Consider the following 20,492-nt stretch of genomic DNA (forward strand, 5'->3'; position numbering starts at 1 on the left):
AGGAAGCACGCAGGAACGCATCATGACCACACCCGCACACCCGTCCGAACCTCCGGCCTCCCGACCGGGTTCCCGCCCGGCCTCCCGCCCGCTGGGCGTGGCTGCCATCGGCTACGCCTTCATGGGCAAGGCCCACTCCAACGCGTGGCGGAACGTGGCCAGCTTCTTCGACGTCCCGGCCTTCGAGCAAAAGGTCCTCGTTGGCCGGGACGCCGGCGCCGTAGCCCAGGCCGCAGCCCAGTACGGCTGGGCCGAATCGGCCACGGACTGGCGTGACGTCATCACCAGGAATGACATCGACATCGTGGACATCTGCGCCCCGGGCTGGATGCACGCCGAGATTGCCATCGCCGCCCTGGAAGCCGGCAAACACGTCCTGGTCGAAAAACCCCTGGCCAACACCCTGGCCGAGGCTGAACTCATGACCGCCGCCGCGACCAAGGCCCGGGCCAAGGGCGTGCAGTCGATGATCGGCTTCAACTACCGCCGCGTCCCCGCCCTGGCCCTGGCCAAAGAGCTCATCGCAGAGGGCCGCCTGGGCACCGTCCGGCACGTCCGGGCAGCGTACCTTCAGGACTGGCTCGCCGACGCCCAGGCACCCATGACCTGGCGGCTGCGGAAGGAAACCGCCGGCTCCGGCGCACTCGGGGACATCGCCTCCCACGCCATCGACCAGGTCCTGTTCCTCCTGGGCGGCCAGGTCACCGAGGTCAGCGGCCGGCTCAACACCTTCGTCAACCAACGGCCCGGCGAAAACGGCACCGAGGATGTAACGGTCGACGACGCCGCCTGGGCCACGCTGTCCCTCACCTCCGGGGCCATCGCCTCAGTCGAGGTGTCCCGGGTTGCCACCGGCAGGAAAAACAGCCTCCAGATCGAGGTTTACGGCGACAAGGGAAGCCTCCTGTTCGACTTGGAAAACCTGAACGAACTCGGCTTCCTGGACGCCACCCTTCCCGTCCGCGAACAGGGCTTCCGCCGCATCCTGGTCAACGAACCCGAGCACCCCTACCTCGAAGCCTGGTGGCCGCAGGGCCACATCATCGGCTGGGAACACACCTTCACCCACCAAGTGCGCGACTTCCTGCTGGCCATCCAGGACGGAAGCGAGCCCTCGCCGTCGTTCGAAGAAGGACTGAACGTCCAGTACGTCCTTGACGCCGTGGAGGAATCCGCCGCCAACAAAAGCACCCTCGCCGTCGTCCGCCACTAACGCCGCACACCAGTTAAGGACCCCTCCATGCCCCGCCCCTTCACCCTGTTCACCGGCCAGTGGGCCGACCTGCCCTTTGAAGAAGTCGCACGCCTCGCCTCCGGATGGGGCTACGACGGCCTGGAAATCGCCGTCTCCGGCGACCACCTGGACGCCTGGCGCTGGGACGAACCCGGCTACGTCGACTCCAAACTCGAGATCCTGGACAAGTACAACCTCAAGGTCTGGGCCATCTCCAACCACCTCAAGGGCCAGGCCGTGTGCGATGACCCCATCGACTTCCGCCACCAGGCCATCGTCGGCTCCAAGGTATGGGGCGACGGCGACCCCGAAGGCGTCCGCACCCGCGCCGCCGAGGAAATGAAGCACACCGCCCGGCTCGCCAAAGCCCTGGGTGTGGACACCGTCGTCGGCTTCACCGGCTCCTCCATCTGGCAGTACGTGGCCATGTTCCCACCCGTCCCGGAAAAGGTCATTGACGCCGGATACCAGGACTTCGCCGACCGCTGGAACCCCATCCTGGACGTCTTCGACGAAAACGGCGTCCGCTTCGCGCATGAAGTCCACCCGAGCGAAATCGCCTACGACTACTGGACCACCGTCCGCACCCTCGAAGCCATCGGCCACCGCGAAGCGTTCGGCCTGAACTGGGACCCCTCCCACATGATGTGGCAGGGCATCGACCCCGTTTCCTTCATCTGGGACTTCAAGGACCGGATCTACCATGTGGACTGCAAGGACACCAAGGTCCGCCAGACCGGGCGCAACACCGTCCTGGGCTCCCACCTGGCCTGGGGCGACCCCCGCCGCGGCTGGGACTTCGTCTCCGCCGGCCGCGGCGACGTCCCCTGGGAAGCATCCTTCCGCGCGTTGGCCGCCATCGGCTACGACGGCCCCATCTCCGTCGAATGGGAAGACGCCGGAATGGACCGGCTCCACGGCGCCCCCGAAGCCCTCGCAGCCCTAAAGAAGTACGATTTCCCCGCCTCCCAAACCAGCTTCGATGCCGCCTTCAGCAGCAAGGACTGAGCCGGGTGCGCAGGCTTGGGCCGGGGCAGCGCTGCGAAGTCTGGGTCGCCTCGGCCTCGGGGCAACGCGAACTCGCGTACTCCACCGCGAATATGCTCCTCGAGGCACCCAACTGGACGCTCGACGGCCGGGCACTGATCCTCAATGGGGACGGCAGGTTGTGGCGGTTCGACCTGGCGGCCAGTGACCTGGCAGAGATTCCGCTCGCGGGCGTCCCTAACCTGAACAACGACCATGTCCTGGACCCTGATGGCAACGGCATCTTCCTGTCCGGCGACGACGGGCAGATCTACCGGGCACCCCTTGCGGGCGGCCAGGCCGCCCGAATCACGGACGACGACGGGTCCCTCCATTTCCTGCACGGCGTCAGTCCCGACGGCGGACGGCTGGCTTACGTGGACATCGCAGCCGGAGACTTCGGCCGGCCCGGGCGGCTCCGGACCATCCCGGCGACGGGCGGAGAGTCCCAAGATGTGGAGGTGGGTGAGGGGCACTGCGACGGGCCCGAGTACTCACCTGACGGGGATTGGCTGTACCTCAACACCGAATCCTTCAGCACGGTTCCCGGCCACGCACAGCTTGCCCGGGTCCGGACGGACGGCACCGGGTTCGAGCGTCTGCTCGACAGCGGGACCGTCGACTGGTTTCCGCATCTCTCCCCCGACGGCCGCCTTGCCAGCTACGTCCGTTTCCCCGCAGGAACCCAAGGCCACCCCGCGGACCTGCCGGTCGACGTCGTCCTTGTCTCCACCAGTGACTGGACCACGCCGCTGAACACCTGGCCGGTGTTCGGCGGACAGGGCACGCTCAACGTCAACAGCTGGTCGCCGGACTCCCAACGGTTCGCCTTCGTTGCGTACCCGCAGGACGCAACGCCATCCGGCAACGGAAACTGAGGCTGCCGCCCCGGACACCAGGGCGCCACTAAGGAGTCCGCGCGGACTCCTGGCTAAGGACGACGTCGTACGCCTCCACCCGCCGGTCCGTCACGGTGGTGGGTGATTCCAGGTGGACTGCGCCGGAGGGCAGGATGCCCGCCCCGCCGAACTGTTCCATGACCCGCCACTGCGCCACCACGTCCTCCCCCGCATGGTCTGCGGGGAGGCTGGCCCAGAAACGGAACCCGCCGGCGTCGTTCAGTGCTTCCCTGCGGTAGAGCACGCAGCCGCCCAGCCACGCCACGTGGTAGGGCACCCACTGGCCAGGCTGCAGGGACAGTTCGGCGCTGAGGTGGCTGAGGTTTGCGGCGCTGTGCAGCGGCCATTGTTCGAATTCCGGGGTGCCCGGACGGACCCGCTCCGGCGTCACGGGGCCGTCCCAAGCTTTGAAGTTCGCCATTTGCTGCGGCCTCCGGTCATCCAGGAAGGACAGCCCCTGGGGAGCCATTCCAACGAAGCCGCACTGAAGTTCGTCGAGTGCCTGGCTCAGCCGTGCCAGCGCGCCCGGTTCCAGCCAGACATCGTCGTCCAGGAAAAGGCACTGGTCCGCGGTGGACTGGTCCAGCAGGTACTGCCGGTGTTCGGCCAGGCCTTTCCGCGGGAGGTGGCGGAGCAGGGTAACGGGCCTGCCCTGCGCCTCAAGCACCCGCACCATCGCTGCGGCGGCCGGGTGTTGCCACGCGGGCTGCCCCGCTGACTGGTCGCTGACCACGACGGCGAACGCGGGCTCCTGCTGCGCGGCCAGCCCCGCGAGGGTGACGGCGAGTTCGGCCGGCCGGTTGCACGTGGGCACCAGGACATCCACCGCCGTCGTGTCCGGCCGGTCCTGTTGCTGCGCCCACTGCTCCGAAAACCTCATGCCCACGGTCCACCTTCCTGCCGTCGAAGTCGGCGCCGGCGGGGCGGCACAACCTGCCGCTGCCCGTTGCCGGCGAATTGGTTTCGCGTGTTCCGTACCCAGCCGTGCGGGATGTATTCGCGCCGCCATCCCCCGCCACAGCTCCGCGGGGTCCCGGGCCCTGCCCTTCCGGAACGGCAAGGGCCCCCGCTTCCGCTGCCGGGTGGCAGCAGGAACGGGGGCCTATGGTTCAGGGCGACCTATCCGGCGTCGAAGCTTTCGTCGGCGTCATTGGGGGATTCCTCCTGCGGAAGGTCGTTGCCGCTCCCGTCGGGAATGCCCGTGGCTTCCTGGCCGGACTCGGATGAGACCCCTGCCGACCCCTGGGAATCGTCATTCGACTCATCGATGTCCGCGGCGCTGGAGGGAAGGTCCATATCGCGAGAGAGTGGGTCCCCGCCCGTGCCCGACTGCGGCTCGTTGGTCTCCGCGCCGGCCGAAGACGTGCCACCGCCGGACTGCTGGCCGCCCTGCGTGCCGGCCGCCTCCTGCTCGGCGGTGGGGGTGCCGTAGCCGCCCGGGGCGGTCTCGGGTTCAGCCTGCTGGTTTTCCTGCGTCATGCTTCCTCCTGTTGTGAGTTGCCGATAATGCTGGTCTGGTGATGGTGCCCGGGTATTCGCACCGGGTCCGGACCTAAAGCCCCTTGCCGCCGGTGACGGGCAGGACTGCCCCGGAAATGTAGGACCCGTCCTCGGATGCGAGCAGCACGTAGGCCGCCGCGAGCTCGGCGGGCTGACCCGCGCGCTCCAACGGAGTGTCCTGCCCGAAGGACGGGAGCTTGTCCGGCCACTCGGTGGCGGGGATCAGGGGCGTCCAGATGGGGCCGGGCGCCACTGCGTTGACGCGGATCCCCTTGGGTCCGAGCTCCTGGGCCAGTGCCTTGGTGAATGCCACCTGCGCGGCCTTGGTCATGGCGTAGTCGATGAGCCCGGGCGAGGGATTGAAGGCCTGGATGGAGGCCGTGGTGATGATCGAGGCTCCCGCCTTGAGGTGCGGCACCGCGGCCCGTGCCGACCAAAGCAGCGAGTACAGGTTGGTCCGGAAGACCCGGTCAAACTCCTCTGTGGGAAGCGTGTCCAGGCTCTCGCGGTTCTTCTGGTACGCCGCATTCAGCACCAGGACATCGAGACGGCCGAATTCGGACACCGTCTCCTCCACGATGCGGGTGCTGAACTCCTCTTCGCGCCCCTCGCCGGGCAACAGGAGAGCGCGCCGTCCTGCTTTCCGGATCCACTCCGCGGTGTCCTGGGCGTCGTCTTCCTCCTCGGGAAGGTACGAGATGGCGACGTCGGCCCCTTCGCGGGCAAAGGCGATGGCCGCTGCCTTGCCGATGCCGGAGTCCCCGCCGGTGATGAGCGCCGCTTTTCCTTCGAGCTTGCCGTTCCCCTTGTAGCTGTGCTCCCCGTGGTCCGGTTTCGGGTCCATGGGCGCCGTGAGTCCGGGCTGTTTCTGTTCCTGCTCAGGGAACGGGCCCGAGTGGTAGCCCCCGCGCGGATCTTTCGGCTGGTCCGTTTGCTTGTCCGTGTCGCTCATAGTCCGCCTGCCTGTGTCGATTGACCTGTGTCGGTTATGAAGAAATCCGCCATGCTCCGGCTCTTCGAAGCTATCCCGGGTGGAGGACCACGTCCACCACCCGCAGGTAATAATCAGTAAACTTATCAAATGTTGTAACGAGCGCAACGGGCCGGCCTTGTTTCTGGGTATGGGAGGAGTAGAAAGAAGGCGACGGCCTGGCGAGAGGAAGGAGGGGCCGATGTCCGAAGTTGAGGACTACACGGGCCGGACGGGACGGAACGAAACCCGCGAGGAGCAGCTGGACCGCAACTGGGCGGAACTCCTGCAGGAGCTGCGTGTGCTGCAGACCGGGGTGCAGATCCTGGCCGGCTTCCTGCTGACGCTTCCGTTCCAGCAGCGGTTTGAAATGCTGGATGACTGGGAGGTTGGCCTCTACCTGGTCAACGTGGTGATCGCCGCACTGACCACGGCCTTCATCCTCCTCCCCGTCAGCGTGCACCGGCGCCTTTTCCGCAAACGGCTCAAGGAAATGCTGGTGTCCAGCGCCGACACCATCACCAAGATTGCCCTGGCCGGCATTGCCCTGCTCAGCGCAGGAACCGCGGCCCTGGTGTTCGACGTGGCAGCCGGAAGGTCCGCAGGGGTCGCCGCCGGCGGCGCGCTGCTGGGCGTCATGGTGGTCATGCTGGTATTCGTCCCGCTCCGGCTGAACAAGCTGGCCTCGGGGCGGCTCCTTCCCACGGAGAAGGCCAAGGAGGAATAAATGCGCAAGTGGGCCAAAGAACATGGGCTGCTGCTGGCCAACGCAGGCCTCTTCGTTGCGTTTTTCATCGGCATGATCCTTTCCGGCGCCGCCTCCTACAGTGAGGAGCAGCAGACCCACGGAGAGCCTGCCGTCTCGGTTTTCCAGTTCCTGGGAACAGGCGCCTTCGTGGAGGCCACCTTTGAGAACTGGGAATCGGAATTCCTGCAGATGGCCATGTACGTGGTCCTTACGGTGTTCCTTTTCCAAAAGGGCTCATCCGAGTCCAAGCCGATGGGCAAGAGGGCGCCGCAGGACGAAGACCCCGGGGAAGCCGGTATCCGCAGGGCCACGCCGTGGCCCATCCGGCGCGGCGGAGTGGCCCTCAAGGTGTACCAGCACTCCCTGTCGATCATGTTCTTCGTGTTGTTCCTGGCGTCGTTCCTCCTGCACGCCGCAGGCGGCGCGGACGAATACAACCAGGACCAGCAAAGCCACGGCCAGCCCACCATCACGTTCCTGCAGTACCTGGCCACCAGCCGCTTCTGGTTCGAGTCCTTCCAGAACTGGCAGAGCGAGTTCCTGGCCGTTGCGGTCCTGGTGGGCGCGTCGGTCTACCTACGGGAAAAGGGGTCCCCGGAATCCAAACCTGTCGCAGAACCCCACTACGAGACCGGCGCCTGACACGCCAACCAGCCCCACCCAAAAGGAGAGACTGTATGCGAACCTTCGTCCGAACCGCCCTTCTGGCCCTGCTGCTCCTGGCTGCCCCGGCCCTTCCGGCCACCGCAGCGGCACCCGTGTCGGCAGTCGCAGCAGCAAGCCCGGCGCAGGTGGCCTCGGGATCCTCAGGAGGGGCGTGGGCGGCGGTGGCTTCTCCCACGCCTTCCCCCGGGGATACCGCGTCCACCGGCCCTGCCAACCCGGGCACGGGTGAGTCGGCCCAGAACGAGAACACGCGGCTGAACTACACCCCGTGGGTAATCGCCGGCGTGGCCGTCCTGGTGGTCATTGCCATCGTGGTCTTCCGGCGCCGCCGCAACACCACGATCGTGGGCTAGGCGCCCTCGAGCACCTGGCTTGTAGCCCAGGCCAGGTACTTGCCGGCGTTGGCCACCGCGTCTTCCGGGCTGGAGGCCACGTCCAGCAACTGTGCGGCCCCCACCACGCCGTGGACCGCGAGGTCCTCAAGGGTCACCAGAATCCTGCCGGCCACCACGATCACGGGAATTCCGCGCTCCCTGGCAGCATCCGCGAGCGCGATCGGGGCCTTGCCGGTAAGCGACTGGGAGTCCATGGACCCCTCGCCGGTGATCACCAGGTCCGCCTGCGCCAGCTGCCCGTCCAGTCCGGTCAGCCCGGCCACCAGCGCGAAGCCGCCTTCCAGCGTGGCGTTGGTGAAGGCAAGGAACGACGCCGGGAAGCCGCCGGCGGCGCCTGCGCCGGGGACGTTCACGTCCCGGCCGGTCGCTTCCCGCAGCACTGACGCCCAGTTGCGCAGCCCGGCGTCGAGCATCTCCACGCTGTCCGGGTCGGCACCCTTCTGGGGGCCAAAAACGTGCGCGGCGCCTTCGGGCCCGTACAGCGGATTCTGGACATCCACGGCGATGCGGAACCTGGTGGCGGAGAGCCGCGGGTCCAGCCCGCTCTGATCCAGGGCGACGACGTCGGCCAACGATCCCCCGCCGAGCGGCACCACGTTGCCGGCTGAGTCCAGGGGCTTCAGGCCCAGGGCGCGCAGGGCGCCGCTGCCGCCGTCCGTCATGGCCGAGCCGCCCAGGCCGAGGACGATCTCGGTGGCACCGGCGTCCAGGGCCGCTGCGATGAGCTGGCCGCAGCCGTAGCTGTGGGCGCGCAGTGAATTTGCCGGGGTCGGTTCCATGTCGGCCAGGCCGGAAGCCTGTGCCGTCTCGATCACTGCTGTCACCTTGCCGTCGCCGGCCTTGTGAACGGCCCAGGCTGCTCCCAGCGGGGCGAGGATGGGGCCAACCACCGCGTTCAGCCGCTCCTCGTAGCCTGCCGCGACAGCCGCTTCCAGGGTGCCTTCCCCGCCGTCGGCGATGGGAAACTGGGTGGCGACGGCGTCCGGGTACACCCGCAGTGCCCCTTCAGCCATAGCTGCAGCGGCCTCAGCCGCGGTCAGGGAGCCCTTGAACTTGTCCGGAGCAATAAGAATGCGCATGCGCTCCATCATGCCAGCACCAACATGGAAAGCGTTTGCCAAGCCCGGTATGCGGACCTGGCAGCAACCTCCGGGACAGGAGCAGCGGCCCTCTAGGATTCCTAGGCTTCCCGCCAGTCGTTGCTGGTGAGGTGCGAGCCGGCCTGCGGGCCCATCTGGAGCATCCCGCCGTCAACCACCCAGGCCGCGCCGGTGACGTAACTGGAAGCGGGCGAGGCCAGGAACGCGATGACGTTGGCGATCTCCCAGGCGTTTCCCGGCCGGCCCAGCGGCACCCCGGGCCGCTCCGCCTTCGTCGGGTCCTCGTCTTCCTGCCCCGTCATGGGCGTGGCGATCTCACCGGGGGCCACCGTGTTGGCCGTGATGCCGTATTGACCCAGCTCCAGGGCCAGGGTCTTCATCAGGCCGCCCAGGCCGTGCTTGGACGCATCGTAGGCGGACGAGCCCACACGCGGCTGGAACTCATGCACGCTGGACACGGCTACAAGCCTTCCGCCCTTGCCTGCCTTGACCATGCGCCTGGCCGCGGCCTGCAGGCAGACGAAGGCGCCGTTGAGATTCGTGTTCAGGATCTGCATCCAGTCGTCGATGCCCATATCCAGGAACTTGGTGCTCGCACCCGTGCCCGCGTTGTTGACGAACACGTCCAGGCCGCCCAGTTCGTCAGCGAGTTCATCGATGACCCCTGCCGCGGCGTGCAGTTCGCTGGTGTCCAACTGCCGGACCACCGCCTTCCGCCCCAGGCCGCGGATTTCCTGGGCGGTTTCTTCCGCACCCTCCTTGTCGGAGTGCCAAGTGACCCCAACGTCCATCCCGGCGCGGGCGAGCGCCACGGCCGTGGCTTTTCCGATTCCCGAATCGGACGCGGTGACAATGGCGGTGGCGGGGGCGAATTTGCTGGTGTCCGGCATGGCGGGCCTTTCATTAGGGGTCAGGCGGGGCGGCGGAGGTCGGGCTGGTAGGACTCGTTGTCAGCTTCGGCAATGTCCCCGCTGCCCGCTGCGTCGGCGTCGTCCGAAGTTTCCGGCACTGCCATCAGCGGGACGGCGAACGTCACAACGGGCCGGTCATCGGAGTCGTCTTCGGACCTGATGGTCAGGCTCCGGGTGCCGGACGGCACCGTGGGGGTGAACACCTGCAGGTTGCGCGAGCCGACGGTGGCGGAGTCCTGCAGCCTGTAGTCAGTACCGAAGTGGTCCTGCACCGTTAGCCGGGGCTCAGGCGCGTCATCCGAGGGCAGGTGGATGTTCACCACCAGGCCGGAGGCCCACACCTCCACGGACAGGATGGTGAATTCGGTGGCGGAGGTAACGTGGCGGCCGTAGGTGGGAGGCAGCAGCATCCGGCGCAGGGCGCCGGATGGAATGAGGTTGCTCATGGTATGTCCTGTAAGTCTTGCGCCGGCGGTTGGCTGGGTGGCGCCGGAGGATGATCCGGTGCCTGCCAAACGCTGGGGCGCGGGTGCGGCTTAGGCGTCTTCCCGGTTGGGGTTTTCCAGCCGGAAAAAATTGGATTGGGCGCCGTCGCTGCGCTGTTCCTGGTAGATGAAATTCAGTTTCCGGGAGTCGAAGGTGCGGAACCATTCCTCCCAGCTGACGTGGCGGAGCTTGTCGTCCTTGCCGCCGAAGTCAATCCGCAGCACGCCGAGATGGTCGCCGTGCTCCGTGCCTTCCACCGTGGCAGGCACGCCGTCGCGCTCCTCAGCCCACTCCTTGATGACTTCGTGGTGGGTGGTGGCCAGGCTGCGGCCTTCGCGTTCCGGCTCGTCCTCGGTGGAGGTGACTTCCTGTGAGTACTTCAGGGATTTTGCGGAGTCCGGTCCGTGGCGGATCTTCCCGCCCTCGGGGCCGGCCCCGAGGTCTTGTTTGTCGCCGTCTCCCTCCGCCTCGCGGTCCTTCCTGCCTTTGTCTTCTGCCACCGCGTCTTCCTCCCTCCGGCTAACTAGTAAGTCTACTTACCATGGAGCCTCTGAATCCTGCCCCCTGTCAAGGGGAGGGAAGGCAGTCTGCGGATCGCCTGCGGGCAGGTGGCTGTAGTCTGCGGGGCGACCGAAAGCTTCCGCCAAGGGTTGAGGTTGCCGGTTGCAGGTGCCGGTTGCGGCAGGTTATCGGAGGGGCCGGACCACCGCGTAGTAGCCGGGCACCCGGTCCTGTCCCGGGACACCGGTGGCCGGGTTGGTTTCGATGGCTACGTGCCCGTCCTCCAGGAGTTCCCAGGCCGACGCCGGAAACGCCCGTTCACGCTCTTCGGGCCCAAAGTGCCCCGGCATCGGAAGTCCGCGGATGGCAAGCTCCAGCGGCGCCGGAATGCCGCGGGTGGTGGCTCCGAGGTGGGACACGTACTCCACCGGGTTTCCCTGGAAATTGGTTTCGGCCATGAAAACAGTGCCGCGGCGGCCTGCAAGGTGCCGCAGGTTCTCGACGAGTGCTGTTTGGTGGTCCGGGTCGAGGACATGCAGCACGCCGCGGATGAAAACGTTGGCACCGTCCACGCCGGCGCCGATGGAGTCGGCCAGGGCTGATCCGGCACCGTCCGCCGTCATGTCCCGTGCTTCAAAAGATGTATTGCTGTTTCCTGCCGACTCGGCCCGCGCCCGGGCAACAGCGTGCCGCGAGACATCCACGCCAATGACGTTGGGAAAGACCGCGGCGAGTGCCCGGGTGAAACTGCCGTGGCCGCAGCCGGTGTCCACCACGGGAAGTGCGGGGTCAAGGTGGCGCAGGAGGCTGTCCGTGTAGCCATGGAACTCGTGGTCGCTGCCCGAGTCCCACAGGACCTCGCCGCCCGGTCCGGTGGCCCTGATGCCGGCCCAGTAGGTGTCCCATGCCTTGTGCCGGTCCTTCGGGGCGTTCCGCGAGAGCCTGACGAGTTTGGGGATCATCAGGTACTTCTGCCAGGCGGAGGATGATGATTTTGTTGGGGGCACGGCTCAAATATATGTTCCCTCCCTGGCAGCCACGGCACCTTGGCCCACATTTCGGCGCGCCACGCCCGGCGCTGTCCGAACAGAGGACGGGAAGGGGGAGGTGGAACGAGGTCCCCCGGTGGTAGACCTGCGCCGCCGCCATCCCCCTAGAATGTACTCAACTGGGAGGGAAGGGAGCACTGTGACGGCCGTGCCGAGTGACGTCCCCCTGCCCCGCACCGCCGTCGTGGCTGATCCAGACGCCGGCCGGCTGGCCACCAACGCCCAGGCACTGCGCGATGCCGGGTACAGCGTCTTCGAAGCAACCAACGCCGAGGGCCTTGCTGCCGTGCTCCGCGCCACCGAACCGTCCGTCGTCGTCGCCGACGCCGTCCTGTCCACAGCACTGCCGAATGTCCCGTCCGCGGCCCCCGTCCTGGTGATGGTCGACCTGGACGACCCGCAGGAGATCGCCGCGGCCAACCCGCCAGGCATCCACGACTGCATCACCAAGCCCCCGGCCCCGCGGGAGCTGGTCCACCGCGCCTCAGTCCTCATTGAGCAGGTGTCCCGGCGCCGTGCCTCCCGCGAGGATGCAGAGGGGCTCCGCGGGCAGTTGCGCGAAGTTTCTGCCGCAGTACGCGCCACCAACGACCCTCAGGAAATCGCCACCCACGTTGTCAACGGGTTCGGCCGGACCTTCAGGGCGGACCACGTGGTCCTGGCTACCTTCGAGGACCACCGCGTCCCTGTGATCACTGCCGCTTGGCGCCGGCCAGGCCTGGCAGAGCTGCCCCACGATGCCCTTCCCGGCGAGGATGAGGCCCGGGCCGCGGCGGACGCGCTCTGGGCCGGGACGGAGACGCTCTCCGCCGAGGGAAACGATGCCGGGCCCGGGCCCGACGAAAAGCCTGTGGCCGCCGTCGCCGGCGCCGCCTCCACCTTGGCGGTCCCCATCGGTGAAGGAAACTCCTCCCTGGGCATCATCTGGATCGCCATGATGGACCGGCCCCGCACCTGGTCCAGTGCTGAACTGGGGCTGATCCAGCACGTGGCCGGCAACGCCGCCTACGGCCTGATCCAGAGCCACCTGATCAGCAGCCAGCAGCAGGTGGTGAAGCAACTGCGGGAACTCGACAAAGCCAAAACGGACTTCCTGGCCACGGTGAACCACGAGCTGCGTACGCCCCTGACCTCGATCATGGCGTACCTGGACATGATCCAGGAAAGCACCGAGCACCCGGTGTCCAGGGAAGTCCACCAGATGCTGGACATCGTGGTCCGCAATACCGAGCGGCTGCGGACCCTCATCGAGGATATGCTCAGCGTCTCGCGAGGCGGGCTGGACAGCATGGAGATGCACTTGGCGCCGGTGCGCCTGGGGCAGACCCTGGACCTGGTGGCCGCGGCGCTTCGGCCGCTGGCCACGCTGCAGAACGTCACCATCGATGTGGACCCGGTGCCGGAGGACCCCGAAATCCTTGCCGATGAGGTGCAGCTGCAGCAGGTGTTCACCAACCTCGTGTCCAACGCCATCAAGTTCACGCCCAAAGGCGGACGGATCGAGGTGGGCAGCGAAGCCCACGCCGCGGAGGACGGCTCCAAATGGGCCACCGTGCGCATCGCCGACACTGGCATCGGCATTTCGAGCGATGAAATCAACCACGTGTTCACCCGCTTCTACCGGGCCTCCAACGCCATGAACGGCGCCATTCCGGGGACAGGGCTTGGCCTTGCGATCTCCAAGGACATCGTGGACCGCCACGGCGGGCGGATCGACGTCCACTCCACCCTGGGTGCAGGCACCACGGTTACCGTCAGCCTGCCGCTCGGAACTGACCGCGTGCAGGCCAACTAGGCGCCGAAGGAGGACTGCCATGTTTGCCGACGACGACCCCCGGCTTTCCCAGCTGCTGGAAGGCATTGTCCGGCTTGCCTCCGGCGACCTCACCTCACGCATCGAGGTGTCACCGGCCCGCGATGAGCTGGACGCGATCATCATGGGCACCAATCTGCTGGCAGAGGACCTGCAGGTCATTTATGAAGAACTCGAGCAGCGGGTCCAGGTCCGGACCCAACTCCTGCACGAGGCACACCTCGAAATGCAGAAGATGGCCATGCAGGACCCGTTGACAGGCCTGGCCAACCGCTCGGCGCTGATCGAGGCCCTTCGCGCCGCCCTGGCAGCACGTGCCGGGGCGGACCGTGAACCGGCGGGGGAAGGTCCGGCCATCCTGCTCATGGACCTGGACGCGTTCAAGTCCATCAACGACAGCATGGGGCACACGGCCGGAGACCAGGTGCTGGTGACTGTAGGTGAAAGGCTGCGGAACGCCGTCAGGCTGACCGACGTGGTTGCCCGCCTGGGCGGGGACGAGTTCGCGATCGTCATGCCCTCGGCGTCGGCGGACCAGGCTGCCCTCGTGGCCCACCGGATCCTGGCGTCGCTCAATGAGCCCATCGAGCTTCCCGGCCGCAGTGTCCGCTGCGGTGCCAGCATCGGGCTCAGTGTGGGCAGCGAAGGCCAGAGCCCGGAGGACATGCTGATGGAGGCCGACGTCGCCATGTACGCCTCCAAGGCTGAGGGGCAGAACAGGCTGCACCGGTTCGAGCCGGCGCTGCTGCTGATGCGGCGGCTCCGGAGCCAGCTCGTGGACGACCTGAGGGCTGCCATCAAGAGTGACGCCCTGACTCTGCACTACCAGCCGGTGGTGGAGCTTGCCACCGGACGGATCGAAGGGGTGGAGGCGCTGGTCCGGTGGAACCACCCCACGCGCGGTTTCATCATGCCTGATGAGTTCATCCCCCTGGCCGAGGAAGCAGGGCTGATCTCCGAACTGGGCCTCTGGGTGCTCCGGACCGCGGTGAAGCAGCTTCGGGCCTGGACCGACGCGTCCCTGGTGGACAGCAGTTTTTCGGTGCGAATCAACATCTCCGCCACCGACCTGCAGAGCCTGCAGTTCATTGAGGACGTGCGCAACACGCTCCAGGAGACGGGGGTCAGGCCGGAGCAGGTGGTCCTGGAACTGACGGAAGTGGCCATCGTCAAAGGCAACGAGTTGGACCGGTATTCGCTGGGCGGGCTCCGCGGGCTGGGCGTGGGGATCGAGATTGACGACTTCGGTACCGGCTACTCCTCCATCAGCTACCTCCGCCGGCTGCCGGTGGACCGGGTCAAGGTGGACCGGTCGCTGATCACCGGGCTTGAGAGCGACCCAAGCCAGCCGGCCCTGGTGGCGGCGGTCCTGCAACTGGTCCGGGCCTGCGGGCTGGAAGCGGTGTGGGAAGGCGTTGAGACGGCGGAGCAGGCGGAGATCCTGCGGGACCTGGGCTGCCGCAGCGCCCAGGGCTACTACTTCAGCCGGCCCGTTCCACCGGAGCAGATTCCGGAACTGCTCGCTGACCAGCAGGAAAGCGCTAACCCGTAGCGAAAAAAACTACTGCGCTTTTGGAGCCGCCGTTATACGATCAGCGTGCGGTGTCCGGTTTTTCGCCGCCGCGGAATTCAGGTCTTTCGGCACCGTACTTTTATAAGGCGTTTGGAAATTTGAACATTATTGGGCCATCGGGTCATTACTTCGTCAACTGGGGGCGTTGCTAATGTCGGTTCGGGTACAGGCATGGGGAATCATCGCTGCCGTCCTGGCGGATACGGATCCTGCGGGAGCCGCCGTCCGGCAGCGGCTGAGCAACAGCCTCGACGAGAATCCCGGCGTGCCGGAGCGGGCGTTGCTGGAGTATCTGCTGGAAACCCGGCGGAGCGATGCCAATACGGTGGAAACGCTGGAAACGGCCAGGGAGATGCGCCTCACGCCGCCCGCGCTGCCGCCGCAGTTCGCAGAGCAGCTGGACGCCATCCGGAGCATGTCCCGGATCAGCGCCTTGCTCGAAAACCGGATGCTCATGACCGCGTTCCAGCCCATCTACGGGCTGGGGGGAAAAACCGTGGTGGGTGCAGAAGCGCTGTCCCGCTTCGTCAGCGACGACGGGGCGGCGGCCGAGCTGTGGTTCGCTGAGGCCGCGGCCGTGGGGCTTGGAGCAAACCTTGAGTTTTCCGCGCTCGGGTCCGCCGCAGCGGCCGCCCGCGCCCTGCCAGAGAACCTTTATGTTTCCCTGAACATTTCGCCCACATCCTGCCTTGACCCGCGGCTGCCGGAACTGTTCGAGCACATTGAGCTTCCCATCGACAGGGTGGTGCTGGAATTGACTGCGGATGTTCCGGAAGAGGAATACCTGCAGTTTATTTCCGCAATCAATCCGCTCCGGGAAGAGGGGCTGCGGATCGCGGTCGATGACACCCATTCCGGCGCCGGGGCCCTCAGCCGCATGATCCACCTGCGGCCCGATTTCCTCAAGGTGGGCCGCAACGTCATCGCGGACGTGGACAAGGACGGACTGCAGCACGCCCTTGCGGCCTGCCTGGTGGACTTCACTGACAAGATCGGCGTTACCTTGGTGGCCGAAGGCATTGAAACAGTGGGAGAACTGAAGGCGCTGACCGAACTGGGCATCAGCGCCGGCCAGGGTTACCTGCTGGGCCGGCCTTCCGTCCGGCCCCAGGACTGGGCCAGCTGGAACACGCGCCTGGACCTGGACGGCCTCGAGCGCCAGCTGGCCGGCCGGGGCGAGCTGCGGAGCCGGCAGGGCAAAACAGCTTCCTGAAACTTGCCGTGGGGCAGCGGGCGGCGGGCTGCATACCCGCCGCACCGCAAACTCCCGACGCTATTCGGAGTGGCCCTGGTCCCTGCTCATCTGGTCTTCGGCCGGCGGCGTCTCCCCCGGAGGCACTCCTCCGCCCGGTTCCAGTCCGGTCACGTTGCCCTCGGCAGGATCCGGGTTGGGCGACCCGCCCGATTCCGCACTGCGCTGCTCCGCCAGGTGCGGCTGTGCCGCACCAACGTCGTCCTTCCCGGGACGGTCGGGGTTGGCAGGGTCATTTTCCGGATGGTAAGTGCTCATGCTGCCTTTCCTTCCTCTCCGGCTGCGGTTCGGTTCCCCAGCACTGGACTAATTGTAAGCATGCTGATAATTCTGGAGGAGTAGGGCCGGGACGCCGCTGGGGCGCCGGCACGCGACGTCGGAAGGAGCAGTCACATGGGAATCGGCGACAGCATCGGCAAGGCAGCAGAAAACGCCATGGAGGACCTGGCCGGGACATCCAAGCCGACGGAGAAAACGGGGGTCCCGGACCCCGCGGACCCCAATGACGACGTTGAAGTCCACTCGTCCCTGAGCGAAGGGTCAAACGCGATGGAGGCGGAGAAGCAAAAGGCTCCCGGCCTCAAGACCGGGGCTGCGCCGGCCCCCGTGTCCAACAGTCCCTTGGGCGGAGACGTGGATGAGACGGACAACGACACGGCGCACAACGACGACCGGGCGCGGAACGGCGCGGATCAGAATGGCGGTACGGACGACGGCGGCCTGGCCGGCGACGCGACGGCACCCACCGACACAGACCGGGGCTAGGTCAGCCCGAAGTCCAGGAGGCTGGGTCTTCTGAGCCGGGCGCATGCCGCCACTGGCCGCGCGACTGCAGCACGTCACGGAGCAGGTCCGCCCGGTCCGTGACGATGCCGTCCACGCCAAGGTGGAGGAGCCGGTGCATCTCCGCCACCTCGTTGATGGTCCATACGTGCACCACAAGGTCCAGGTCGTGCGCCCGGCGGATGAAGCCGGCGGTGACTACAGGTACCCGTCCATAACGGACGGGTACCTGTAGTGCGTGCACGTCCCGGAGGACGCGGCGCATGAGCCGCCGGAACACCGCGCGTGGAAGTACCGGGCCCAGCAGGGTGAAAAGGGCGTTCGAGGCCACTCCGGCGGACGAAGCCACCGGTTGGCTGAGCAGCTTCAGCACCGCCCGCCGTCGGCGGTCCGAAAAACTGGTTACCAGCACGCGGTGGTGCGCCTGGTGCCGCTCGATCGCGTCCGCGGTGGCGCGGACCGAACCCCAGTCCTTGACGTCCAGGTTCAGGCGGGCATCGGGAAGCTCGGTGACCAGCTCGTCGAAAGTCGGGATGGGCTCGCGGCCGCTGATCCGTGCCTTTGCCACCTCCGCGGCGGGCAGTTCCGCCACCCGGCCGTTGCCGTCTGTGACCCGGTCCAGGGTTTCATCATGGAAGAGCAGCAGCACGCCGTCGGACGTGGTGTGGACGTCCGTTTCGAGGTACCGGTAGCCGAGCTCGATACCGGCGCGGAACGCGGCCATGGAGTTTTCCAGCCCCTCGGCTGAGAAACCGCGGTGGGCCATGGCGATGGGAAGCTGCCGCCCGGCGTCGTCCGGGTGCTCGAAGAAGGGCAGGGTCACACTGCGAGAGTACCGGAGGCGCGAGGCCTTAGCTCAGCCCGGCAGTTTCGTCAGCACAGGCGGTTTCTCCGCAGGCAACGATATCCACACCGTCACCGCAGTGCAGCAGGGTCCGCCCGCGGCCGCCGTCGAGGTGGACCCAGACCGCGGCATGGTCGGGTGTGATGGCGTCCACCACACCGCTTGCCTCAAAGCCGGGTGCGAAAAGGACCCGCACGTGGTCGCCCTGGCGCAGCTGCTTCCAGTGCGGTGCAGGCGTTGCTCTGCGCAGCGGCGCATCGGCTGCGTGCTGCCTGGCGCTTCTTGCCATCATTGCCCCCTCTGAGCCGGCGGGAGGTGCCGGCTCTCCAGGCTTCACGCTACGGAGGGAAGGTAAACGCCAGGTGATCGGAAGCTGTGAAAATGGTGGTGGCGGCGGGACCCGGGACGCCGGTTTCAGGAAAACTGGACGCCCAGGGAAGCGAGCCGCGCCTCCAGGACCTGGGCCACGCCGTCGTCGTCAAAATGCGGAGCCTGCTGCCCTGCCGCCCGGATGGCCTCCGGGTGGCCGCTGGCCATTGCGTAGCCGTGCCCGGCCCAGCGAAGCATCTCGATGTCGTTGGGCATGTCCCCGAAGGCCACCACGTCTGCGGCGTCGATGCCCAGGGCGGACGCGTACTCAGCCAGGGTGACGGCCTTGTTCACCCCGGGCAGGGACAGTTCCAGCATCGCGACGCCGGGCGAGGAATGGGTGGCTGCGGCCAGGTGCTCGACGGCGGGAGCCACCTCGGCGAGGAAGTCATCCGGCGTGCCGTCGCGGACGATCGCCAGGAACTTCACCACGGAGTCATTGGTTGTCAGGGTGTCTTTTAGCGGTGCGGGGGTGAATTCGGCGAGCAGCTCGCTGGATTCGTTCTCGATGAAGCCGGGTTCAAGATGGAATCCCGTCAGTGTTTCGGCGGCGAACAGCGCGGCTGGCCGGAGCTTCTTGATGATGCTGCGGACTTCCAGGGCAGTATCGATGGCCAGGGTGCGGGCGGAGACCAGGCGGTCCGCCTCCAGGTCCCAGACCACGGCACCGTTTGAGCAGATCACCCGGCCGGCGTGGCCCAGCTGCTCTTCGAGGGGGTGCAGCCACCGCGGCGGCCGGCCGGTGACAAAGACGAGTTCGACGCCGGCCTCCCGGCAGGCATGGAAGGCGCGGACGGTGCGGGGGCTGATTTTTCCGTCATGCCCGAGAATTGTTCCGTCGATATCACTTGCAACCAGCCGCATCCTGCAAGTCTACGTGGGCCGGGGGCGGCGGGCGCGCCGGAAGGCGGCAGGCCGCCGTCGTACTTCGCCGTCAAGCACCTCGGCGCTTATGTCGAAGGGCGTATGCCTGTCAGGACGGGATGCGTACCGAATCCACGGACAGCAGCCGCGCGTAATTCAGGCACATGCTCAGGCCTTCATCCGCCGGCACCCGCGTGCCCTTGAGGACTACCGGGTCCCCGCCGGCAAGTCGCTGGCCGCCGGGAAGGACGAGGGTTTCGGCGTCGAAGCTGGCTCCTTCGGGAAAGATCAGCGTGTAATCGTTCCCGTCGTCAGCCTGCAGGATGAGGCACCCCGCCCCGTCCTTATCCATATGTCCGTTGAGCTGCGCCTCCGGCCCTGCTGCGGACGGCCGGCCGTCATGGACCATCGCCTTCAGCCCATCCGGTCCCGGCAGGACGGCGGTGGACAGCTGCGGGGAGGCCGGCACCAGCCGGAAGGCATAGCGGCCGTCGGCACCGTCCGCAGGCGTCATGATGAAGTCCACTCCCCGAACGGCGAGCGCCACCCGCGTAGTGAGCACACTCCCGTCACAGGGGACCTGCAGCGGGGCAAGGACTTCGGCGCCGGCCTGGCTGGCAAGCGACACCTCTGCCATTGCCGGCCCTTCGCAGATGAAATGCATGTCGTAGCCGCCCGGTGCCGCGCCAGTGAAGCCAAAGCTGACTGTGCTGTTCGAACTGGTGGCTCCGGCAAGCTCGCCAGGCAGCCTGGGCTGCAGCTGCTGCTGGGACCACTCGCGCATGCCTTCCAACGCGGCGGCACGCGGATCGACACTGGGCTGGACGGCAGGGGTGGCCGAGTGCGATGGGGCCGTCGGCTGCCCCTCGGGCGCCCCGCTGTACTCGCACGCCGTCAATCCCAGCGTGATCGTCGCCGCAATCCACCAAAGCCTTGCCAACCGCATCGCTTCCCCCCAGAGCAGACAGTGGCTCGAGTCTAGTCCCCCATGAGCAGGAGTGTCCGATGTCAGCCGCCGGGGCTACACTGAAGCTATCGAACATACATTCGAATAAAGGTGTGTTGTGGGCGTTATTATCGGTCCCCGCGTGATAGATGCGGGCGCCTCGTTATTCTCCGTGCTGATCTCCCCCGTGGCGGTGGCGGCAGGCTTTCCGTCGCCCGCACAGGACTACTTCGACGGCCGGATCGACCTCAACGCACACCTGATCAAGGACATCACCAGCACCTTCGTCGTCAGGGTGACCGGTGACTCCATGGAAGGGGCCGGCATCAGCGATGGCGATGAACTGATCGTCAACCGGGCGCTGGAGCCCAGGGACGGGTGCGTGGTGATCGCGGTCCTGGACGGGGAACTGACGGTGAAACGCCTCCGCCTCACCTCCACCGGTGTGGTGCTCCAGGCGGAGAACCCCAAGTACCCTGACATCCGGGTCCCCGCGCTGTCCGAGCTGACCATCTGGGGCGTCGCCACCAGATGCCTGCACCATGTTTGAGAGCCGTGATGGG

Annotated in this window: 24 protein-coding genes; 11 read left to right on the forward strand and 13 right to left on the reverse strand. The window is 66.9% G+C overall.

The features are described 5' to 3' along the window. The first annotated feature begins 22 nt into the window (after window positions 1–22). Genes QF031_RS19335 through QF031_RS19345 form a run of 3 tightly spaced genes read left to right on the forward strand, consistent with a single transcriptional unit; the run spans window position 23 to window position 3,138 of the window. Window positions 23–1,213, forward strand: coding sequence for a Gfo/Idh/MocA family protein (locus tag QF031_RS19335; protein ID WP_307431987.1), 1,191 nt, complete (start codon window positions 23–25; stop codon window positions 1,211–1,213). A gap of 27 nt (window positions 1,214–1,240) precedes the next feature. Next, the gene (locus QF031_RS19340; protein WP_307431990.1) at window positions 1,241–2,242 is read left to right on the forward strand and encodes a sugar phosphate isomerase/epimerase family protein; all 1,002 of its coding nucleotides are present in this window, start codon (window positions 1,241–1,243) and stop codon (window positions 2,240–2,242) included. A 5-nt stretch (window positions 2,243–2,247) separates the two neighbouring features. Next, window positions 2,248–3,138, forward strand: a complete 891-nt coding sequence (locus QF031_RS19345) for a TolB family protein (protein WP_307431993.1) — start codon at window positions 2,248–2,250, stop codon at window positions 3,136–3,138. A 28-nt stretch (window positions 3,139–3,166) separates the two neighbouring features. Here QF031_RS19345 and QF031_RS19350 read toward each other — a convergent pair whose 3' ends face one another. The 3 genes from QF031_RS19350 to QF031_RS19360 form a co-directional block, all read right to left on the reverse strand. Further along, window positions 3,167–4,039, reverse strand: a complete 873-nt coding sequence (locus tag QF031_RS19350; protein ID WP_307431995.1) for a glycosyltransferase — start codon at window positions 4,037–4,039, stop codon at window positions 3,167–3,169. A gap of 239 nt (window positions 4,040–4,278) precedes the next feature. Then, complete coding sequence (locus QF031_RS19355; RefSeq protein ID WP_307431998.1) at window positions 4,279–4,638, reverse strand: hypothetical protein; 360 nt, start codon at window positions 4,636–4,638, stop codon at window positions 4,279–4,281. Between the two features lie 73 nt (window positions 4,639–4,711). Beyond that, window positions 4,712–5,611: an SDR family oxidoreductase gene (locus QF031_RS19360; RefSeq protein ID WP_307432001.1), complete on the reverse strand. Its 900-nt coding sequence runs from the start codon at window positions 5,609–5,611 to the stop codon at window positions 4,712–4,714. A gap of 220 nt (window positions 5,612–5,831) precedes the next feature. Here QF031_RS19360 and QF031_RS19365 point away from each other — a divergent pair, with 220 nt between their 5' ends. The 3 genes from QF031_RS19365 to QF031_RS19375 are packed head-to-tail and all read left to right on the forward strand — an operon-like array spanning window position 5,832 to window position 7,396. Then, on the forward strand, window positions 5,832–6,356 hold the full coding sequence (locus QF031_RS19365) for a DUF6328 family protein (RefSeq protein WP_307432004.1): 525 nt from the start codon (window positions 5,832–5,834) through the stop codon (window positions 6,354–6,356). Then, window positions 6,357–7,019 carry a DUF6766 family protein gene (locus QF031_RS19370; RefSeq protein WP_307432006.1) on the forward strand — a complete coding sequence of 221 codons (663 nt, stop codon included), beginning with the start codon at window positions 6,357–6,359 and terminating at the stop codon, window positions 7,017–7,019. Between the two features lie 35 nt (window positions 7,020–7,054). Further along, entirely contained in the window at window positions 7,055–7,396 is a 342-nt protein-coding gene (locus QF031_RS19375; protein ID WP_307432009.1) for a LuxR family transcriptional regulator, read from the forward strand. On the opposite strand, the gene QF031_RS19380 is transcribed toward QF031_RS19375, so the two are convergent. From QF031_RS19380 to QF031_RS19400, 5 genes are all read right to left on the reverse strand, one after another. Further along, a complete protein-coding gene (locus QF031_RS19380) occupies window positions 7,393–8,517 on the reverse strand; it encodes a glycerate kinase (protein ID WP_307432011.1) in 1,125 nt (374 codons plus the stop codon). The two genes, QF031_RS19375 and QF031_RS19380, sit on opposite strands and share 4 nt — an antisense overlap. Window positions 8,518–8,618: 101 nt before the next feature. Then, a complete protein-coding gene (locus tag QF031_RS19385; protein WP_307432013.1) occupies window positions 8,619–9,428 on the reverse strand; it encodes an SDR family oxidoreductase in 810 nt (269 codons plus the stop codon). A gap of 20 nt (window positions 9,429–9,448) precedes the next feature. Next, window positions 9,449–9,895, reverse strand: a complete 447-nt coding sequence (locus tag QF031_RS19390) for a hypothetical protein (RefSeq protein WP_307432017.1) — start codon at window positions 9,893–9,895, stop codon at window positions 9,449–9,451. A 90-nt stretch (window positions 9,896–9,985) separates the two neighbouring features. Continuing rightward, entirely contained in the window at window positions 9,986–10,435 is a 450-nt protein-coding gene (locus QF031_RS19395) for a hypothetical protein (RefSeq protein WP_307432019.1), read from the reverse strand. 186 nt (window positions 10,436–10,621) lie between these two features. Continuing rightward, entirely contained in the window at window positions 10,622–11,398 is a 777-nt protein-coding gene (locus QF031_RS19400) for a class I SAM-dependent methyltransferase (RefSeq protein ID WP_307433519.1), read from the reverse strand. Window positions 11,399–11,594: 196 nt separating this feature from the next. Between QF031_RS19400 and QF031_RS19405 the strand changes: the two genes are divergently transcribed. The 3 genes from QF031_RS19405 (at window position 11,595) to QF031_RS19415 (ending at window position 16,084) form a co-directional block, all read left to right on the forward strand. Further along, window positions 11,595–13,280: an ATP-binding protein gene (locus QF031_RS19405; RefSeq protein ID WP_370874541.1), complete on the forward strand. Its 1,686-nt coding sequence runs from the start codon at window positions 11,595–11,597 to the stop codon at window positions 13,278–13,280. Between the two features lie 19 nt (window positions 13,281–13,299). Then, window positions 13,300–14,850, forward strand: coding sequence for a putative bifunctional diguanylate cyclase/phosphodiesterase (locus QF031_RS19410; protein WP_307432025.1), 1,551 nt, complete (start codon window positions 13,300–13,302; stop codon window positions 14,848–14,850). A 172-nt stretch (window positions 14,851–15,022) separates the two neighbouring features. Further along, on the forward strand, window positions 15,023–16,084 hold the full coding sequence (locus QF031_RS19415) for an EAL domain-containing protein (RefSeq protein WP_307432029.1): 1,062 nt from the start codon (window positions 15,023–15,025) through the stop codon (window positions 16,082–16,084). A gap of 60 nt (window positions 16,085–16,144) precedes the next feature. Here the strand turns inward: QF031_RS19415 and QF031_RS19420 are convergent, their stop codons facing one another. Beyond that, window positions 16,145–16,381 (reverse strand): DUF6480 family protein, encoded by a 237-nt coding sequence (locus tag QF031_RS19420; RefSeq protein WP_307432033.1) that lies wholly within the window; start codon window positions 16,379–16,381, stop codon window positions 16,145–16,147. A 135-nt stretch (window positions 16,382–16,516) separates the two neighbouring features. On the opposite strand from QF031_RS19420, the gene QF031_RS19425 reads away from it, so the two are divergent. Beyond that, entirely contained in the window at window positions 16,517–16,888 is a 372-nt protein-coding gene (locus tag QF031_RS19425) for a hypothetical protein (RefSeq protein WP_307432036.1), read from the forward strand. Between the two features lies 1 nt (window position 16,889). Here the strand turns inward: QF031_RS19425 and QF031_RS19430 are convergent, their stop codons facing one another. From QF031_RS19430 to QF031_RS19445, 4 genes are all read right to left on the reverse strand, one after another. Beyond that, the gene (locus QF031_RS19430) at window positions 16,890–17,729 is read right to left on the reverse strand and encodes a glycerophosphodiester phosphodiesterase (protein ID WP_307432038.1); all 840 of its coding nucleotides are present in this window, start codon (window positions 17,727–17,729) and stop codon (window positions 16,890–16,892) included. Between the two features lie 28 nt (window positions 17,730–17,757). Then, window positions 17,758–18,039 carry a hypothetical protein gene (locus QF031_RS19435; RefSeq protein WP_307432041.1) on the reverse strand — a complete coding sequence of 94 codons (282 nt, stop codon included), beginning with the start codon at window positions 18,037–18,039 and terminating at the stop codon, window positions 17,758–17,760. Between the two features lie 125 nt (window positions 18,040–18,164). Continuing rightward, on the reverse strand, window positions 18,165–18,983 hold the full coding sequence (locus QF031_RS19440) for an HAD family hydrolase (RefSeq protein ID WP_307432044.1): 819 nt from the start codon (window positions 18,981–18,983) through the stop codon (window positions 18,165–18,167). A gap of 109 nt (window positions 18,984–19,092) precedes the next feature. Beyond that, window positions 19,093–19,929 (reverse strand): hypothetical protein, encoded by an 837-nt coding sequence (locus QF031_RS19445; protein WP_307432049.1) that lies wholly within the window; start codon window positions 19,927–19,929, stop codon window positions 19,093–19,095. 118 nt (window positions 19,930–20,047) lie between these two features. Here QF031_RS19445 and QF031_RS19450 point away from each other — a divergent pair, with 118 nt between their 5' ends. Further along, complete coding sequence (locus QF031_RS19450; protein WP_307432052.1) at window positions 20,048–20,479, forward strand: LexA family protein; 432 nt, start codon at window positions 20,048–20,050, stop codon at window positions 20,477–20,479. Window positions 20,480–20,492 lie beyond the last annotated feature (13 nt).

Source organism: Pseudarthrobacter defluvii (assembly GCF_030816725.1).
Taxonomy (GTDB): Bacteria; Actinomycetota; Actinomycetes; order Actinomycetales; family Micrococcaceae; genus Arthrobacter; species Arthrobacter defluvii_A.

What these genes read in the sequence shown, in the direction of transcription:
- QF031_RS19335 (WP_307431987.1), top strand. Translation starts at nt 23, where the DNA reads ATGACCACACCCGCACACCCGTCCGAACCTCCGGCCTCCCGACCGGGT.
- QF031_RS19340 (WP_307431990.1), top strand. Translation starts at nt 1,241, where the DNA reads ATGCCCCGCCCCTTCACCCTGTTCACCGGCCAGTGGGCCGACCTGCCC.
- QF031_RS19350 (WP_307431995.1), bottom strand. Translation starts at nt 4,039, where the DNA reads ATGAGGTTTTCGGAGCAGTGGGCGCAGCAACAGGACCGGCCGGACACG.
- QF031_RS19355 (WP_307431998.1), bottom strand. Translation starts at nt 4,638, where the DNA reads ATGACGCAGGAAAACCAGCAGGCTGAACCCGAGACCGCCCCGGGCGGC.
- QF031_RS19360 (WP_307432001.1), bottom strand. Translation starts at nt 5,611, where the DNA reads ATGAGCGACACGGACAAGCAAACGGACCAGCCGAAAGATCCGCGCGGG.
- QF031_RS19365 (WP_307432004.1), top strand. Translation starts at nt 5,832, where the DNA reads ATGTCCGAAGTTGAGGACTACACGGGCCGGACGGGACGGAACGAAACC.
- QF031_RS19370 (WP_307432006.1), top strand. Translation starts at nt 6,357, where the DNA reads ATGCGCAAGTGGGCCAAAGAACATGGGCTGCTGCTGGCCAACGCAGGC.
- QF031_RS19375 (WP_307432009.1), top strand. Translation starts at nt 7,055, where the DNA reads ATGCGAACCTTCGTCCGAACCGCCCTTCTGGCCCTGCTGCTCCTGGCT.
- QF031_RS19380 (WP_307432011.1), bottom strand. Translation starts at nt 8,517, where the DNA reads ATGCGCATTCTTATTGCTCCGGACAAGTTCAAGGGCTCCCTGACCGCG.
- QF031_RS19385 (WP_307432013.1), bottom strand. Translation starts at nt 9,428, where the DNA reads ATGCCGGACACCAGCAAATTCGCCCCCGCCACCGCCATTGTCACCGCG.
- QF031_RS19390 (WP_307432017.1), bottom strand. Translation starts at nt 9,895, where the DNA reads ATGAGCAACCTCATTCCATCCGGCGCCCTGCGCCGGATGCTGCTGCCT.
- QF031_RS19400 (WP_307433519.1), bottom strand. Translation starts at nt 11,398, where the DNA reads ATGATCCCCAAACTCGTCAGGCTCTCGCGGAACGCCCCGAAGGACCGG.
- QF031_RS19405 (WP_370874541.1), top strand. Translation starts at nt 11,595, where the DNA reads ATGTACTCAACTGGGAGGGAAGGGAGCACTGTGACGGCCGTGCCGAGT.
- QF031_RS19410 (WP_307432025.1), top strand. Translation starts at nt 13,300, where the DNA reads ATGTTTGCCGACGACGACCCCCGGCTTTCCCAGCTGCTGGAAGGCATT.
- QF031_RS19415 (WP_307432029.1), top strand. Translation starts at nt 15,023, where the DNA reads ATGTCGGTTCGGGTACAGGCATGGGGAATCATCGCTGCCGTCCTGGCG.
- QF031_RS19420 (WP_307432033.1), bottom strand. Translation starts at nt 16,381, where the DNA reads ATGAGCACTTACCATCCGGAAAATGACCCTGCCAACCCCGACCGTCCC.
- QF031_RS19425 (WP_307432036.1), top strand. Translation starts at nt 16,517, where the DNA reads ATGGGAATCGGCGACAGCATCGGCAAGGCAGCAGAAAACGCCATGGAG.
- QF031_RS19435 (WP_307432041.1), bottom strand. Translation starts at nt 18,039, where the DNA reads ATGGCAAGAAGCGCCAGGCAGCACGCAGCCGATGCGCCGCTGCGCAGA.
- QF031_RS19440 (WP_307432044.1), bottom strand. Translation starts at nt 18,983, where the DNA reads ATGCGGCTGGTTGCAAGTGATATCGACGGAACAATTCTCGGGCATGAC.
- QF031_RS19445 (WP_307432049.1), bottom strand. Translation starts at nt 19,929, where the DNA reads ATGCGGTTGGCAAGGCTTTGGTGGATTGCGGCGACGATCACGCTGGGA.